At 66.1% G+C, this 15,620-nt stretch carries 16 protein-coding genes; 6 read left to right on the forward strand and 10 right to left on the reverse strand.

Annotation, left to right across the window (positions count from 1 at the left end):
• Window positions 1-24 precede the first annotated feature (24 nt).
• From sucC to WC729_RS21550, 4 genes are read left to right on the forward strand one after another with little or no spacing between them, the layout of a single operon-like run.
• Complete coding sequence (gene sucC, locus WC729_RS21535) at window positions 25-1,224, forward strand: ADP-forming succinate--CoA ligase subunit beta (RefSeq protein ID WP_372856475.1); 1,200 nt, start codon at window positions 25-27, stop codon at window positions 1,222-1,224.
• A gap of 47 nt (window positions 1,225-1,271) precedes the next feature.
• Window positions 1,272-2,018, forward strand: coding sequence for an electron transfer flavoprotein subunit beta/FixA family protein (locus WC729_RS21540; RefSeq protein WP_372856476.1), 747 nt, complete (start codon window positions 1,272-1,274; stop codon window positions 2,016-2,018).
• The gene (locus WC729_RS21545; RefSeq protein ID WP_372856477.1) at window positions 2,015-2,944 is read left to right on the forward strand and encodes an electron transfer flavoprotein subunit alpha/FixB family protein; all 930 of its coding nucleotides are present in this window, start codon (window positions 2,015-2,017) and stop codon (window positions 2,942-2,944) included. Before WC729_RS21540 ends, WC729_RS21545 begins: the two co-directional genes overlap by 4 nt.
• Window positions 2,945-2,952: 8 nt before the next feature.
• The gene (locus tag WC729_RS21550) at window positions 2,953-3,498 is read left to right on the forward strand and encodes an AAA family ATPase (protein ID WP_372856478.1); all 546 of its coding nucleotides are present in this window, start codon (window positions 2,953-2,955) and stop codon (window positions 3,496-3,498) included.
• Between the two features lie 94 nt (window positions 3,499-3,592).
• Here WC729_RS21550 and WC729_RS21555 read toward each other — a convergent pair whose 3' ends face one another.
• The 9 genes from WC729_RS21555 to WC729_RS21595 form a co-directional block, all read right to left on the reverse strand.
• Complete coding sequence (locus WC729_RS21555; RefSeq protein WP_372856479.1) at window positions 3,593-4,351, reverse strand: class I SAM-dependent methyltransferase; 759 nt, start codon at window positions 4,349-4,351, stop codon at window positions 3,593-3,595.
• Between the two features lie 31 nt (window positions 4,352-4,382).
• Window positions 4,383-5,132: a class I SAM-dependent methyltransferase gene (locus tag WC729_RS21560; RefSeq protein ID WP_372856480.1), complete on the reverse strand. Its 750-nt coding sequence runs from the start codon at window positions 5,130-5,132 to the stop codon at window positions 4,383-4,385.
• 25 nt (window positions 5,133-5,157) lie between these two features.
• Window positions 5,158-7,647: a DNA topoisomerase (ATP-hydrolyzing) subunit B gene (gyrB, locus tag WC729_RS21565; RefSeq protein WP_372856481.1), complete on the reverse strand. Its 2,490-nt coding sequence runs from the start codon at window positions 7,645-7,647 to the stop codon at window positions 5,158-5,160.
• A 107-nt stretch (window positions 7,648-7,754) separates the two neighbouring features.
• A complete protein-coding gene (locus tag WC729_RS21570; protein ID WP_372856482.1) occupies window positions 7,755-8,525 on the reverse strand; it encodes an OmpA family protein in 771 nt (256 codons plus the stop codon).
• Window positions 8,526-8,609: 84 nt separating this feature from the next.
• Entirely contained in the window at window positions 8,610-9,680 is a 1,071-nt protein-coding gene (gene recF, locus WC729_RS21575) for a DNA replication/repair protein RecF (RefSeq protein WP_372856483.1), read from the reverse strand.
• 53 nt (window positions 9,681-9,733) lie between these two features.
• A complete protein-coding gene (locus tag WC729_RS21580) occupies window positions 9,734-10,519 on the reverse strand; it encodes a Coq4 family protein (RefSeq protein ID WP_372856484.1) in 786 nt (261 codons plus the stop codon).
• 51 nt (window positions 10,520-10,570) lie between these two features.
• The gene (locus tag WC729_RS21585; protein WP_372856485.1) at window positions 10,571-11,473 is read right to left on the reverse strand and encodes an alpha/beta hydrolase; all 903 of its coding nucleotides are present in this window, start codon (window positions 11,471-11,473) and stop codon (window positions 10,571-10,573) included.
• On the reverse strand, window positions 11,470-12,582 hold the full coding sequence (dnaN, locus tag WC729_RS21590; protein WP_372856486.1) for a DNA polymerase III subunit beta: 1,113 nt from the start codon (window positions 12,580-12,582) through the stop codon (window positions 11,470-11,472). Before dnaN ends, WC729_RS21585 begins: the two co-directional genes overlap by 4 nt.
• 144 nt (window positions 12,583-12,726) lie before the next feature.
• Entirely contained in the window at window positions 12,727-13,338 is a 612-nt protein-coding gene (locus WC729_RS21595) for an outer membrane protein (RefSeq protein WP_372856487.1), read from the reverse strand.
• A 137-nt stretch (window positions 13,339-13,475) separates the two neighbouring features.
• On the opposite strand from WC729_RS21595, the gene WC729_RS21600 reads away from it, so the two are divergent.
• Complete coding sequence (locus WC729_RS21600; RefSeq protein ID WP_372856488.1) at window positions 13,476-14,132, forward strand: histidine phosphatase family protein; 657 nt, start codon at window positions 13,476-13,478, stop codon at window positions 14,130-14,132.
• A complete protein-coding gene (locus tag WC729_RS21605) occupies window positions 14,129-14,608 on the forward strand; it encodes a hypothetical protein (protein ID WP_372856489.1) in 480 nt (159 codons plus the stop codon). The genes WC729_RS21600 and WC729_RS21605 overlap by 4 nt, the downstream gene beginning before the upstream one ends.
• A gap of 51 nt (window positions 14,609-14,659) precedes the next feature.
• On the opposite strand, the gene WC729_RS21610 is transcribed toward WC729_RS21605, so the two are convergent.
• Entirely contained in the window at window positions 14,660-15,538 is an 879-nt protein-coding gene (locus tag WC729_RS21610) for a LysR family transcriptional regulator (protein ID WP_372856490.1), read from the reverse strand.
• Between the last annotated feature and the right edge of the window lie 82 nt (window positions 15,539-15,620).

Genomic DNA, 15,620 nt, shown 5'->3' on the forward strand with positions numbered 1-15,620 from the left:
ATCTTCGAAAGGCATGTGAGCCCCATGAACATCCACGAATACCAGGCCAAGGAGCTTCTCGCGAAATTCGGCGTGCCCGTCCCGGCAGGCTTTGCGGCGCTCAGCGTGGATGAGGCAGTGGCTGCGGCGGGCAAGCTGCCCGGGCCGCTTTATGTGGTGAAGGCGCAGATCCATGCAGGGGGCCGCGGCAAGGGCAAGTTCAAGGAGCTCGGCCCCGATGCCAAGGGCGGCGTCCGCCTCGCCCGCACCGCTGACGAAGTCCGCGCGGCGGCGACCGACATGCTCGGCAACACGCTCGTCACGATCCAGACCGGCGAGCATGGCAAGCAGGTCAATCGCCTGTACGTCACCGACGGCGTCGACATCGCCAAGGAATTCTACCTCGCGCTGCTCGTCGACCGGGTCACCGGCCGAGTCGCCATGGTCGTCTCGACCGAGGGCGGCATGGATATCGAGACCGTCGCGCACGACACGCCGGAAAAGATCCAGACCTTCGACATCGATCCGGCGACCGGCTTCATGCCGCATCACGGCCGCGCCGTAGCGAACGCGCTTGGCCTGAAGGGCGATCTCGCCAAGCAGGCCGCCAATGTCGCGTCGAAGTTGTACGACGCGTTCCTCGGCACCGACGCCTCGCAGATCGAGATCAACCCGCTTGCCGTCACCGACGACGGCAAGCTGCTCGTGCTCGATGCCAAGGTCGGCTTCGACACCAACGCCCTGTTCCGCCACAAGGACCTGCTCGCGCTGCGCGACGAGACCGAGGAGGACCCGTCCGAGCTCGAAGCGTCCAAGTACGACCTGGCTTACATCAAGCTCGATGGCGATATCGGCTGCATGGTCAACGGTGCCGGCCTCGCCATGGCGACGATGGACATCATCAAGCTCAACGGCATGTTCCCGGCCAACTTCCTCGATGTCGGCGGCGGCGCCAACAAGGAGAAGGTGACCGCGGCGTTCAAGATCATCCTCGCCGATCCGGCGGTGAAGGGCATCCTGGTCAACATCTTCGGCGGCATCATGAAGTGCGACATCATCGCCGAGGGCATCGTCGCCGCGGCGAAGGAAGTGAACCTCTCGGTGCCGCTGGTCGTTCGGCTCGAAGGCACCAATGTCGAGGAGGGCAAGAAGATCCTTTCGACGTCCGGTCTCGCGATCGTCCCCGCCAATGATCTGGGCGATGCCGCCCGCAAGATCGTGGCAGAGGTGAAAGCGGCCGCCTGAACTCTTTTCCCTCCCCGGGAAGCGTTCGGTCACAGGAGTGGATTGCAATGAAGGTGCTGGTCCCGGTCAAGCGTGTGCTTGACTATAACGTAAAGCCCCGGGTGAAGGCCGACGGGACGGGGGTCGACCTCGCCAACGTCAAGATGAGCATGAACCCGTTCGACGAGATCGCAGTCGAAGAGGCGATTCGTCTCAAGGACAAGGGCGTGACGGAAATCGTCGTCGTCTCGATCGGCGAGCAAAAGGCCCAGGAAACGCTGCGCACCGCGCTCGCCATGGGTGCCGACCGCGCGATCCTGGTCGTCTCGGACGACAAGGTCGAGCCGCTCGGCGTCGCCAAGCTGCTCGCCAAGATCGTCGAGGAGGAAAAGCCCGACCTCGTCATCCTCGGCAAGCAGGCGATCGACGACGACAACAACCAGACCGGCCAGATGCTCGCCGGCCTGCTCGGCGTCGGCCAGGCGACCTTCGCGTCGAAGGTCGATCTGACCAGCGACTCGGTCACCGTGACGCGCGAAGTCGATGGCGGCTCGGAAACCGAGACGCTGAAGCTCCCGGCGGTCATCACCACCGATCTGCGCCTCAATGAGCCGCGTTACGCATCGCTGCCCAACATCATGAAAGCCAAGTCCAAGCCGCTCGCGCAGAAGACCCCGGCCGATTACGGCGTCGATGTGTCGCCCCGCCTGACCACGCTCAAGGTGGTCGAGCCCGCCAAGCGCGTCGCCGGCGTCAAGGTCGCCGATGTCGACGAACTGGTGGCCAAGCTCAAGGCGATGGGGGTGACGAAATGAAGACGCTCGTCTGGGTCGAACATGACGGCAAGACCGTCAAGGACGCAACGCTCGCCGTGGTCACCGCCGCATCGAAGCTCGGCGAAGTCCATCTGCTCGTCGCCGGCCAGGGCGTCGACGGCGTCGCCGCCGAGGCCGCGAAGATCGCCGGCGTGGGCAAGGTCCATGTCGCTGACGATGCGGCTTATGCGCATGCGCTCGCCGAGAATGTCGCGCCGCTTGTCGTCGAGCTGATGGGGCATCACGACGCGGTGCTGTTCCCCGCCACCTCGAACGGCAAGAACATCGCGCCGCGCGTCGCAGCCCTGCTCGACGTGATGCAGATCAGCGACATCCTGTCGGTCGAAAGTGCGGACACCTTCACCCGCCCGATCTATGCCGGCAATGCGATCGCCACCGTGCAGACCAAGGACGCCAAGCTGGTGATCACCGTGCGCGGCACGGCGTTCGAAAAGGCCGCGACCGAGGGCGGTTCGGGTACGATCGAAGCCGTAGCCTCGACCGGCGACAAGGGTCTGTCGACCTTTGCCGGTGCCGAGATCGCCAAGTCCGAGCGCCCCGAACTGACCAGTGCGAAGATCATCGTGTCGGGCGGCCGCGCGCTGCAGAATTCGGAGAACTTCCACTCGATCATCGAGCCGCTTGCTGACAAGCTCGGCGCCGGCGTCGGCGCTTCGCGCGCTGCGGTGGATGCGGGCTATGTGCCGAACGACTATCAGGTCGGCCAGACCGGCAAGATCGTCGCGCCCGAGGTCTATATCGCGATCGGCATCTCCGGCGCGATCCAGCATCTGGCGGGCATGAAGGACTCCAAGACGATCATCGCGATCAACAAGGATGAGGACGCCCCGATCTTCCAGGTCGCGGACATCGGCCTGGTGGGCGATCTGTTCAAGATCGTGCCTGAGTTGACCGAAAAGCTCTGACGCTATCGATGGACACGGACCGCCTGTTCGTTCTCACAGGCGGTCCGGGTTCGGGAAAGACGACGCTGATCGAGGCGCTCGCTGCGGCGGGCGTCGCGACTAGTCCCGAGGTCGGCCGCGCGGTGATCCGCGAACAGCTCGCGACCGGAGGCGATGCGCTACCTTGGGCCGATCAACAGGCCTTTGCAGAGCTGATGGTTGTGCGGGACATCGCTGCCCGTGAGGTAGCGCTGGCGAGTGGGGCGATCACTGTGCTCGATCGCGGCGTGCCGGATGTCGCCGGTTTCCTGCGTGTTTCGGGCCTGCCCGTTCCATCGCACATCGACGAAGCGGCGCGAACCTGCCGCTACAACCAGCGCGTGTTCATCGCGCCGTTCTGGCCGGAGATATTCACCGGCGACGCCGAGCGCAAACAATCGCCGGAAGTGGCCGAGGCGACCTTCGCGATCATGGTCGAGACCTACCAAAGCTACGGTTACGCGTTGGTCGAGCTACCCCGGGCCAGCGTCGCCGAACGAGTAGCGTTCGTAAGAGAGCGGATCAGCCTCACCTAGCCGTCACCCCGGACTTGTTCCGGGGTCCATCGGTCCCGGCGCCTGCGGAAGCATGGATGCCGGAACAAGTCAGGCATGACGAAGGGGGCGAACCCTAGGCCGGCTTGCGAAACTTGTAGATGAATTGGTCCGTCTTCCCGCGCACTGCCTTGTCGAACACCGCAAGGCTGTGGTCGTCCGCAGGATTGGCGAGCAGTTTGCTCTCGCCGACATAGTCGAAGCCCGCCTTGGTCACCTGCGCCTTCACGATCGCCGGGTCGATACGGTGGAGCGTGTCGGTGTCGCGCATGCCCGATCCCGCTTCCGCCGCATGATCGATGATCAGCAGCACGCCGCCCGGCTTCAGCGCGTCGAACGCCGCCTTGTTGAAGACCGCCGGATCGAGCGAGCCCATGAACTTGTCGGGATAGTCATGATAGTTCTGCGACGTGAAGATCAGATCGACCTTGACCGGCGCCTTGAGCTCGGTCGCTTCCTGGATCGATCCCGAGACATTGGGGAAATCGGCTGAACTGCCCAGTTTCATATAGTTGCGGACGTCGCCGCCCGCCTCCATCGCATAGGGCTTGGGCCAGATACCGTAGACGTGGCCGGCTGGCCCGACCGCCTTGGCAAACAGGCGCGTCCAGTATCCGCCGCCCGGGATCAGATCGATCACCTTGCCGCCCTCGGGCACGCCCGAAAAACTGACGATCTCCGGTCCGTGCCGCCGCGCATCGTTCGCGGCGTCTGTGGCGCGGGCGGGGTCGGATGCCGCCCTGGTCACATCGGCGGGCTTGGCGGGAGTGGGCGATCCGCAGCCGGCAAGCATGCATCCAGTCAGCAGCAATGCGATCGTCGATCGAGCGATCATCCCATCCTCCCCCGATTATGCCGCGTCGGGATCAGCCCGGTTTGCGGAACTTGTAGATGAACTGGTCGGTGTGCCCGCGGATCTTTTCGTCGAACACCGGCAGGCTGTGGTCGTCGGCCGGGTTGTTCAGCGCCTTGCTCTCGCCGACGAACTTGAATCCGGCGGCGATCACCTGGGCCTTCACCGCAGCCCCGTCGATGCGGTGCAGCGTCTTCGTGGTGGTGATGCCCGTGCCCGGAGCGCTGGCATGGTCGACGACGATATAGGTGCCGCCCGGCTTCAACAGGTTGAACACGCCCTTGTTGACCGCCGCAAGCGCGGCTTCGCCGCCATTGTTGGCGACGTCGTGATAATTCTCGACCGTCCAGAAGATATCGACCGGCTTGTCGCTGGTCGGAATGTCGCCCGGCCCTACCACCGGTGTGACATTGGCCAGGTTGCGGCCTTTCAGATCCTCCACGGTCGCGGTGGCGCGAGCGGCGGAGACGGCGGGCCACATCGGATAGACATGGCCCTTAGCACCGACCACGCCAGTGAAGATGCGCGTCCAATATCCCTTGCCGGGCAGGTAATCGATCACCGTGTCGCCCGGGCCGACGCCGGCGAAGATCAGCGTCTCGGCTGCCTTGCGCCGCGCATCGTCCACCGCCTGGTCGGCCCGCGCCGGATCGGCGAGGGCGGCGGAGACGGCCTTCTTGGTCTCGGCGGCCGGATGGTCCTTCGCGACCGCTGCCGTCGCCATCAGTGCCACGATCGCGACGCCTGTCAGTGCAACCCTCATGCCCGTCTCCCTCGATTTGGATAGTCTACACGTCCAGATTCACCACGCTCAGCGCATTGTCTTGAATGAACTCGCGGCGGGGCTCAACGACATCGCCCATCAATCGGGTGAAGATTTCGTCAGCCACATCGGCCTGTTCGACCTCGACCCGGAGCATCGAGCGGTTCTGCGGATCGAGCGTGGTTTCCCACAGCTGCTCGGCGTTCATCTCGCCCAGACCCTTGTAGCGCGAGATCGCCAGGCCCTTGCGGCCGGCGAGCAGGATCGCGTCGAGCAACTGGCTCGGACGGGCGACCATCGTCTCGCCCTTGCCGAGCGCGACTGGTGCGTCATCCTCTTCCTCGGCCGCATCGGCTTCGGCCTGAGCCGCCGCGGCGGCCTTGGTCGAGACCAGCTTGGCGGTCTGGGCAAAGGCATCGCCCTGCTCGACGGCCAGGGTGTGGAGCTTGCGTGCCTCGGCCGAACCGAGGAACGCTGCCTCGATGATGTGGTGGTCGGTCACGCCGCGCCAGATGCGCTTGAAGTGGATGCTGCCCTCGGGCGTGATCGTCGCCGACCAGCGCGCATCGGCATCGGCCGCATCGAGCCCGCGCACCACCGTCGCGACGAGAGTTCCGCGCGCTTCGTTGGAGAGCGTGGGATCGAGCACGCCGCCCATCGCCAGCGCTTCGACCATGGTCGGGTCGTAGCGCCGCGGCACATAGCGCATCAGCGTCCGCATGCGTCGTGCATGATCGACCAGGCTGCGCAGATCCGCACCCGAGCGCGCGCCGCCCGCACCTTCGAGCACTGAGGTCGCGACGCCATTCTCGACCAGATATTCGTCGAGCGCGTTGTCGTCCTTCAGATAGACTTCGGACCGGCCCCGCGTCGCCTTGTACAGCGGCGGCTGGGCGATGAAGAGATGCCCGTTGGTGATGATCTCCGGCATCTGCCGGTAGAAGAAGGTCAGCAGCAAGGTGCGGATATGCGCGCCGTCCACGTCTGCGTCGGTCATGATGACGATCTTGTGGTAGCGCAGCTTCTCGACATTGAAGTCGTCACGGCCGATGCCGGTGCCCATCGCCTGGATAAGCGTTCCGATCTCGCGGCTGGAGAGCATCCGGTCGAAGCGCGCACGTTCGACGTTCAGGATCTTGCCGCGCAACGGCAGGATCGCCTGGAAATGCCGGTCGCGGCCCTGTTTCGCGGAGCCGCCGGCGGAGTCACCCTCGACCAGGAACAGCTCGGACTTGGCCGGATCGCGCTCCTGGCAATCGGCGAGCTTGCCGGGCAGCGACGCGATATCCATCACGCCCTTGCGCCGGGTCAGCTCGCGCGCCTTCTTCGCGGCTTCGCGGGCGGCGGCGGCGTCGATCACCTTGGCCACGATCGCCCGGCCATGCGCTGGATTCTCCTCAAGCCATTCGACCAGCTTGTCCGCCATCAGGCTTTCGAGCGGCTGACGCACTTCGGACGAGACGAGCTTGTCCTTGGTCTGCGAGCTGAACTTCGGATCCGGCAGTTTGACCGAGACGATCGCGGTGAGCCCTTCGCGCATATCGTCGCCGGTCAAGGTCACCTTCTCCTTCTTCAGGAGGCCCGACTTCTCGGCATAATTGTTGAGCGTGCGCGTCAGCGCAGCGCGGAATGCCGCCAGATGCGTGCCGCCGTCACGCTGCGGGATGTTGTTGGTGAAGCAGAGGACATTCTCGTAATAGCTGTCGTTCCACTCCAGCGCGACGTCGATCGTCACATCGTCGCGCGTTCCCGAGATCGCCACCGGATCGGGCATCAGCGGGACCTTGTTGCGGTCGAGATATTTCACGAACGCGGCAATGCCGCCTTCGTAATAAAGCTCGACCGTCCTGGTCTCTTCATGGCGCGCATCGCTCAGGAACAGGCGCACGCCGGAATTGAGGAAGGCCAGCTCGCGGTAGCGATGCTCGAGCTTGTCGAAATCGAATTCGGTGATCTTGAAGGTGGCCGGCGACGGGAAAAAGGTCACGCGCGTGCCCTTCTTGCCCTCGGCGGGGCCGACGATCTTCAGCGGCGCGACCGCATCGCCGAACGCGAAGCGCATATAATGTTCTTCATTGTCGCGCCAGATCGTCAGGTCGAGCCATTCGGAAAGCGCGTTCACGACGGACACGCCCACGCCGTGCAGGCCGCCGGAAACCTTATAGGCATTGTCGTCGGAGGTGTTCTCGAACTTACCGCCCGCATGGAGCTGGGTCATGATGACCTCGGCCGCCGACACGCCTTCCTCGGAGTGGATACCGGTCGGGATGCCACGGCCATTGTCAGTCACCGAGACCGACCCGTCGGGGTTGAGCGTGATGTCGATCCGGTCGCAATGACCGGCCAAAGCCTCGTCGATCGCATTGTCGGAAACCTCGAACACCATATGGTGGAGGCCCGAACCATCGTCGGTATCGCCGATATACATGCCGGGACGTTTGCGGACCGCGTCGAGGCCCTTCAGCACCTTGATTGAATCGGCGCCGTAATCATTCGTGTTGGGATCTTCTGCCATGCCAAGCATATAGGGATTGAGGCACGGAAACGGAAGCAAAATGCCGTGTTGGGACGGCCGCCCGCACGCAGCGGACGACCGTCCCGAAACACCCGGATTTCAGGTGCTTAATCGGCGCGCGCGAAGCGGTCTGCGCGCTGGCCGAGCAGGGTCACTTCGACCCGGCGATTCTGGCGCATGCCGGCGGCCGTTGCATTGGTCGCGACAGGGTCCGCCTCGCCGTGCCCGACCACCGCAAAGCGGGCGCGGACGACACCAAGTTCGTCGAACGCGGTGCGCACGCTGGCCGCGCGGCGTTCGGACAAATCCTGGTTGTGCGCATCGGTGCCGCGACTGTCGGTATAGCCGTCGATCGCCACGCGGACGCCCGGTTCGGCGCGCAGATAGGAGGCAAGTGGCCGCAGCTTCTCGATCGCGCCGGGGCGCAGCACCGCACTGTCGGTCTTGAACAGCACGTCTTCCTGCAGCCGCAAGGTGGCGCCACGCGAGGTCTGGCGGAAGCCATAGCCGCGCATCGCGCCGCGATCCCATCCGCCGCCGCGCTCCTCGACCACGACCGTCCGGTCGCGCGAACTCCAGTCGAACCGGTCGCGGCGCTGGCCGGCGACCTGGGCGAAGGCGCGGTTGGCCGCATTCGCCTCGCGCGGGCTCACCCGGCCGTCATGGTTGAAATCGAAATTGCGCATGACGAAGGCGCGGCCGCGATTGGTCGCGCGCAATTCGCGGTAGAGGATCGGCACGCCGGCGCCGACCAGGCCGTAGTCGCGGTCGCCCGGGCGTCCGCCGCCCCAGTCCCAGCGGTCCTGGGCAAGCGCTGGGCTGGCACCCGCGGTCAGCGCGGTCGCGGCGATCGCAATGGCTATCATTGGGTTCTTCATCGTTCTTCTCCCATGGCCCCCGCCATGGAGTGGCTTTGCCGCCCGGCGCTTGAACGCGATGTGAGCCGACTCGACAGGCGAGGTTCAGCGTGTGCCGTGCCCGATCGTCAGGCGAAAGGCGTCGTTGCCGACCTCGTCGAACAAGGCGGATTCAGTGCCCGTCATCCACACCTGGCCCTTGCCGGCGAGCCGCTCGAACAGCGCTGCGCGGCGGAACGGATCGAGATGCGCGGCGACTTCGTCGAGCAGCAGGATCGGGGCCTGGCCGGTGCGCTCCGCCACCAGATCGGCATGGGCAAGCACCACGCCGAGCAACAGCGCCTTTTGTTCGCCGGTCGAACACAGGGCTGCTGCCTGGCCTTTGCCGAGATGCATGACCGCCAGATCGGTGCGGTGCGGACCGACCAAGGTGCGCCCGGCCGCGGTGTCGCGGCGGCGGCCCTGGGCGAGGTCACCGGCCAGCGTGTCGCCGGCGCCGGTCCAGCCTTCGAGTGCCAATCCGGCGCGGGCGAACGGGCCCTCGGGCTGATCCGCCAGCCTTTCCGCCAGCGCGGCGACCGCATCGCGCCGCGCCGAATCGATCGCCACGCCATGTTCGGCCATCTGCGCTTCGAGCGCGTTCAGCCATTCCGGGTCGGCGGGGCGGACACCTTCGTCCGCTTCGGCCAGCAGTCGGTTGCGCGCGCGCATCGCGGCTTCGTAACGGTTGGAATGAACCGCATGGCCCGGGTTCAGCGCCAGGGTCAACCGGTCGAGGAAGCGCCGACGTTCGCTCGCCGGCTCGACGAACAGCCGGTCCATCGCGGGGGTCAGCCAGAGGATGGTCAGCCATTCCGCAAGCGCCGTGGCAGCGACCGGTGCGCCCTGGATGCGCACGATGCGGCGCTCGGGCGCGGAAGGTTGGGTGCCGGTGGCAATCTCCACATCACCCGCGACGGTTGCCGCCACCCCGAACCCGCCGCTGCCGCCTTGCCGCGCCATCTCGCCCAGCGGCGCGCGCCTGAGCCCACGCCCCGGCGCGAGTAGCGACACCGCCTCCAGGATATTGGTCTTGCCCGCGCCATTCTCGCCGGTCAGCACGACGAACCCTGGCCCGGGCTCGATCGCGGCATCGGCGTGATTGCGGAAATCGGTGAGGACCAGGCGCGAGAACATTGCCAGCGCCTTAGCCCAGTTCGTGTCCGGCTAGCGAGTGCCGGCGCGGCAGGTCAGGCGGCGAGCTGCTCCGCCGCGGCCTTTTCCTTCGGCGCGCTGAGATAGGAAGCGAGTTCCGCGCCCAGCTCGCGTTGCGCGTGCAGATAGGCGGTCGGGGTCGGGATGCCGAGCCGGGCGCGCGCCGCGTCGAGCGGTTCGTGCATCAGCGTCAGATAATCCTCGCCCGAAATCCATTTCGCCTTGCGGCCATTGCGATAGCCTTCGATCACGGCCCGGGCGAACAGCGTGTTGCCGGTGACACGCAGGCTCTTCAGCGCCGCCGCGCCGCCGATGAACGCCCAGCCGAGCCCGCCGACCTGGGCATAGCTGAACGCGACCAGCGCCGCCTCGCCCATGCTCTCATCGGCCTTGTAGCCGGTCAGCACGTGCCAGATGTCGTGGGTGTCGCGGGTCCGCCGCCCGAACCAGGCATAGGGATGGAGCATATCCTCCTCGCGGTTGATCTTGCTGATGTCGGCAAGACCATCGGCGGAATAGCCGGTCGACTCGAGGAAATGGCGATAGGCGGCACCGACCGTGCCCGGTGCGAACGACGCGACATAGTCCTTGTCGACGAAGCGCTCGGCCAGCTCGACCCGGTCATAGGCCATGCGTCCGCCCTCTTCGGTGGCGATGAGCCGACCGTAATTTGCTGCCGTGCTGCCGACATTGAGCGCGCGCATGATGCGGAACACCTGAGTCGTGTCGTCGCCATTGGCGAGCAGCTTGCGGATCGCGTCGAACGCGGTCCGCCAGTCGCGACGTCCGGTGGTACCGGGGAAGGGAGGAAGCTTTGCCATCGACTCGATCCTTACTGACAAGAGTGTCAATAACTCGATACTCGACTGCGGTCAAGCCGGATGCGGCGCGCCGATCGTTCGGGTGAGGAAGGACAGCAGAATCGCGCGATAGGCCGGCGTCGCCACGCCGGAGACTGCGGCATGGTCGAGCCCGGTGGCCCACCATAGCTGTTTCGGGCCCGGCGCCGCGTCGAACAGCGCGCGCGTTTCGGCCGGCGGAGTATAGCGATCAGCGGTTCCGCCGACGACCAGCACTGGTCCGCGATAGGCGCGCAGGGCCCTGATCGGTGACAAGCCCCCGGGGCCGACGCCGAAACGCGGACGAGCCTGAAAGCTCAGCAGCGGTTCCAGCACTACACCGGCCCAGTGCCCCGCGACCGCGCCAATCCGGTTGCGGATCGCGCGGCGGATATCGGGATAGGCCGCCTGCAGGACCATGGCATCGGCCGGGACCGGACCGACCGACCCGATCAGCGCGGCAGCCCCGCCAAGCGAGATGCCGATGACGGCGACTTTGCCGCCCTGCTGCCGATGCTTCAGCCAGTCAAAGGCTGTGTGCGCGTCAGTCGATTCGGCATAGCCGAAACTGTGCGAACGCATGGTCGATTGGCCGTGACCACGGAAGTCGATCGCCAGAACGGCAAAACCCTGTGCCGCGAGCCAGGTCGCCGTCGGTTCCATCGCCGCGCGCGAGGCACCATTGCCGTGCAGCAGCAATATCGCCGGACCATTCGGACGTGCGCCGGGGCGGTAGGTGGCGGCGAGAACCACGCCATCGCTCGTGCGAAGCTGGACGTCGCGTGCCGGCGCGACGGCGGGCGGGACAGGCGACGGCGTGGGTCGCACCATCAGCGAGCCGAGCGCCCAGCTGACGGCAAGTCCGGCAATGATCAGAACGGCCAGGAGGATCGACCAGCGCCTCAGGCGCCGCGTGCCGATACTCCTCGCGGTCACACCCGCATCGGCATCAATACGTAGAGCGCGGACGACTTGTCGTTCTCGCGGATCAGGGTCGGCGCGGCGGCATCGGCGAGGTGGACCTCGATCGTGTCGCCGTCGAGCTGGCCGAGAATGTCGAGCAGATAGCGGCTGTTGAAACCGATCTCGAACGGCATCGCGGCATAATCGCCCGGCACTTCCTCGGCGGCGGTGCCGTTTTCGGGGCTGGTCACCGACAGGGTGATCTTGTCGCGATCGAGCGCCATCTTCACCGCGCGCGTCTTCTCGGTCGCGATGGTCGAGACGCGGTCGACGCCTTCCTCGAAGCTGCGCGGGTCGATCTTCAGGATCTTGTCGTTGCCGGTCGGGATCACGCGGCTGTAGTCCGGGAACGTGCCGTCGATCAGCTTCGACGTCAGCAGCGCCTGGCCCAGGTCGAACCGGATCTTGGTCGGCGACAGCGACACGCCGACCGAGCCGTCGATCTCGTCGAGCAGCTTGCGCAGCTCCGCCACGCATTTCCGCGGGATGATCACGTCGGGCATGCCCTCGGCGCCGTCCGGGCGCGGCATGGTCACGCGGGCGAGGCGGTGGCCGTCGGTCGCGGCTGCCTTCAGCACGGGCTGGGGATCGTCCGAGACGTGCCAGAAGATGCCGTTGAGATAATAACGCGTCTCTTCGGTCGAGATGGCGAAGCGGGTCTTGTCGATGATCTGCTTGAGCGTTTCGGCAGGCAGCTCGAACGAGACGGGCAGTTCCCCTTCCGCGATCACCGGGAAATCGTCGCGCGGCAGGGTGCCGAGCTGGAACTTGGCGCGGCCGGCCATGATCGTCATCTTGCCGTCGGCGGCGGCAAGGCTGACCTGGCTGCCCTCGGGCAGTTTGCGTGCGATGTCGAACAGGGTGTGGGCGGAAACGGTGGTCGCGCCGGGCTGGTCGACTGCCGCGGCGACGGTCTCGTTGATCTGCAGGTCGAGGTCCGTGGCCATCAGCTTGAGGCCCCCGTCCGCCGTCGCCTCGATCAGCACGTTGGACAGGATCGGGATCGTGTTCCGGCGCTCGACCACCGACTGGACGTGGCTGAGGCCCTTCAACAATGTCGCGCGTTCGATCGTCGCCTTCATCTCATTCCCCCGGGCCGCCGCCCATTTCTTTCCCTCCGAGCATGCGCACCGGGGGCAATTCGCCGTCTCCTTTCCTTAACGATAAAAGGGGCCGGGGCAAGCGCCCCGACCCCTTGTTTTACGCCTGTAAACAGACGGATTGTGTCAGAAACGATAGCCGACGCCGGCCAGCACCTGATTGCGGTTGGCATCGATGTCGTAATCGTCGGCCTGGCCATAATGCGAGTAGCGGTATTCCGCCTTCACATAGGCCCGCGGCGTGACGTTGTATTCGACACCGGCACCGAGGCGGTAGCCATCGAGATTGGTGTGGTCCTCGATCCGTGCCGTGCCGACGGTGTAGTCGGTGTTGACCCGGGCGTTGGTGTAACCGGCCTTGGCGTAGATCAGCGCGCGGGGCGACGCGACGAAGCCGATGCGGCCGCCGGCGTACAGATCGCGACCGGCGCCGACGCGGATGCGGTCGCCGGCGGTCAGGACGTCACTGGCACGGACCTTGGTGGTCGATCCGGTGATCTCGCCCTCGACACCGAGCACGACACCGCCGACCTGGGCGTCATAGCCAAGCGCGCCGCCATAGACGAAGCCGTCCTTGCCGGTCGAATTGTCATCGCCGCTGCTGAGATTGTCGTAACCGCCAAGGGCTTCGACACGCACGCCGGTGAAGGGGGCCTTTTCCGAATCCTGGGCGAAGGCGGGGGCTGCCAGGCCAAGACCGAGAGCGGCGGTGGCGGCGGTGAGAACAAGCTTACGCATAACGATGACTCCATTGGACAGCCCGGCGGTGTTGAGCCGGGAAGGGGGAAATAGGCGTCCGCGCCAGAGGTTGCATGAACCTCAGATAAACAAGGAAATCCGTTGCTTTTGCGCCACACGGGGTTGAAATGCGGCTCATGGATTCCAAGGCAGCGGGCAGCCCGAGACGACAGGGCAGGGACTTTATCGCGCGGCACGGCGAGACCGTGTTCAACATCGCCGGAAGATTGCAGGGCAATCATCTTCATACCCCCCTGACGCGCGTCGGATTCGCCCAGGCCGACGAAATGGGCCGGGCGTTGCGCGCCGAACTCGGCGCGAAACCGACGCTCACCCTCTGGGCGTCATCGACCGGCCGGGCGTTGCAGACCCTTGCCGTGATCTGCGAGCATCTCGAGCTCGACTGGCACCAGGCGAAGACCGACCCGCGCCTGGTCGAGATCGGCATGGGAAGCTGGGGCGGACGCTATTACACCGATGTCGTGGCGGAGGTCGGGCCGGTGTTCGATCCGGTGCACCAGATGCTGGCGCCGGCACCCGACGGCGAAGTCTATCATCAGATCGTCGAGCGCGTCTCCGGCTGGCTGGCCGATACGGACGGCGATCCCGGCGACCGTCTCGTGATCATGCACGGCATTTCCAGCCGGGTGATGCGCGGGGTGATGACCGGCGCGCCCGACATTCCCGCCCTTGGTGCTCCCGCCGCGCCGGGCCTGCCGCAAGGATCGGTGGTAATGATCGAAGGGGGCGTCGAGACGGTCGTCCATACCGGCACCGGTTATTCCCCGGCATGAAACGGGCGCTGCTCCTGCTCCTGCTGGCTGCTGCCCCCGCCGCCGCGCGCGATTCGCTCGGCATCTTCGACAATTGGGGCGCCTTTTCCGATGCATCGCCCCGGCGCTGCTTCGCCATCGCCGAACCGGTTGCGCGCCGCCGCGCCGCGGGCTGGCGGCCCTTTGCCAGCATCGCCACCTGGCCGGGCCAGGCGGCGCGCAACCAGCTCCATATCCGCCTCAGCCGCGAGCGCGATCCGCGTGCCCGGGTGACCCTGTCGGTCGGCGAGCGCCGCTTCGAGCTGGTCGCGGGCAATGCCGATGCCTGGGCGCCCGATGCGCGCACTGACGCCGCGGTGGTCGCGGCGATCCGGTCGGGCCGGAGCATGAGCGTCGAGACCCTGGGCAAGGGCGGCCAGCCCTTTGCCGATGTCTATCCGCTGCGCGGCGCGGCGACCGCGATCGACGCGGCGACACTGGGCTGCGCCCGGAAATAGGGTCGACTCCCACTGGAGAGGAAGAACTGCCTGGCTCGCACTATACCCGCATCACGAGAGGTAATCGATCAGCCCCTCGGCCAGATGGTCGAAGGTCGCCCTGATCCGGGCCACGCCGCGCATGTCCTCGTGCATCACGACCCAGGTATCGAGATCGAGGTCGAACGCGTCGGGCATCACGCGGACCAGCGCCGGGTCGCGCGCGGCGAGCGGGATCTGGCAGATGCCGATGCCGATCCCGGCGCGAATCGCGGCAAGCTGGGCAAGATCGCTGTCGCTGCGGAAGATGAAATCCTCATGGCCGATCGCGTAGCGTTCCCGAAGGCTGCGCAGGACCGCATTGTTGTGCTCGACGCCGATGATGCCGATCGCCCGGAGTTCGGCCAATGTCCGGGGTGTACCGTGCGCCGCGAGATAGTCGGCGCGCGCGTGCAGTCCCAAGGGCACCGCGCCGATCCGCCGGGCGACCAGCGCGTTCTGGGTCGGGCGGACCATGCGGATCGCGATATCGGCTTCGCGCCGAAGCATGTCCTCGTTGCGGTTGCTGGGGGACAGTTCGAGCACCAGCCCCGGATGCGCGCGGCGGAGGGACGCGAGAATCGGCGGCAGCACCTCGACCGCGATCACTTCGCTGGCCGAGATGCGCACCGTGCCGGCAATCTCCTGCGCGCCTGCCGACCCGGCACGGACAAAGGCGTCGGCCGCCATCGCCATCGCTTCTGCATGATCGCGCAGCGCCAATGCCGCCTCGGTCGGCGACAACCCACCGGCCGATCGCGTGAACAGCGGCACACCGAGCGTCGCCTCGAGTTCCTCGATCCGCCGCCGCACGGTCGGCTGCGCGACCAACAGCGCGCGCGCCGCCGCGGAAAGGCTGCCCTCACGCAGCACGGCGAGAAAGGCGCGTTGGCGTTCCCAGTCGATGCTCATCAAAAATGTATAGGCTGACTATACATCCCTGACAATTTTCAATGAGCTCACGTCGTCGCATATCGTCGCCGTCAACGCATGG

It is taken from the genome of Sphingomonas sp. (assembly GCF_041661825.1).
Taxonomy (GTDB): Bacteria; Pseudomonadota; Alphaproteobacteria; order Sphingomonadales; family Sphingomonadaceae; genus Sphingomonas.

Coding starts and splice junctions, on each gene's coding strand:
- sucC (WP_372856475.1), top strand. CDS start 25: ATGAACATCCACGAATACCAGGCCAAGGAGCTTCTCGCGAAATTCGGC.
- WC729_RS21540 (WP_372856476.1), top strand. CDS start 1,272: ATGAAGGTGCTGGTCCCGGTCAAGCGTGTGCTTGACTATAACGTAAAG.
- WC729_RS21545 (WP_372856477.1), top strand. CDS start 2,015: ATGAAGACGCTCGTCTGGGTCGAACATGACGGCAAGACCGTCAAGGAC.
- WC729_RS21550 (WP_372856478.1), top strand. CDS start 2,953: ATGGACACGGACCGCCTGTTCGTTCTCACAGGCGGTCCGGGTTCGGGA.
- WC729_RS21555 (WP_372856479.1), bottom strand. CDS start 4,351: ATGATCGCTCGATCGACGATCGCATTGCTGCTGACTGGATGCATGCTT.
- WC729_RS21560 (WP_372856480.1), bottom strand. CDS start 5,132: ATGAGGGTTGCACTGACAGGCGTCGCGATCGTGGCACTGATGGCGACG.
- gyrB (WP_372856481.1), bottom strand. CDS start 7,647: ATGGCAGAAGATCCCAACACGAATGATTACGGCGCCGATTCAATCAAG.
- WC729_RS21570 (WP_372856482.1), bottom strand. CDS start 8,525: ATGAAGAACCCAATGATAGCCATTGCGATCGCCGCGACCGCGCTGACC.
- recF (WP_372856483.1), bottom strand. CDS start 9,680: ATGTTCTCGCGCCTGGTCCTCACCGATTTCCGCAATCACGCCGATGCC.
- WC729_RS21580 (WP_372856484.1), bottom strand. CDS start 10,519: ATGGCAAAGCTTCCTCCCTTCCCCGGTACCACCGGACGTCGCGACTGG.
- dnaN (WP_372856486.1), bottom strand. CDS start 12,582: ATGAAGGCGACGATCGAACGCGCGACATTGTTGAAGGGCCTCAGCCAC.
- WC729_RS21595 (WP_372856487.1), bottom strand. CDS start 13,338: ATGCGTAAGCTTGTTCTCACCGCCGCCACCGCCGCTCTCGGTCTTGGC.
- WC729_RS21600 (WP_372856488.1), top strand. CDS start 13,476: ATGGATTCCAAGGCAGCGGGCAGCCCGAGACGACAGGGCAGGGACTTT.
- WC729_RS21605 (WP_372856489.1), top strand. CDS start 14,129: ATGAAACGGGCGCTGCTCCTGCTCCTGCTGGCTGCTGCCCCCGCCGCC.
- WC729_RS21610 (WP_372856490.1), bottom strand. CDS start 15,538: ATGAGCATCGACTGGGAACGCCAACGCGCCTTTCTCGCCGTGCTGCGT.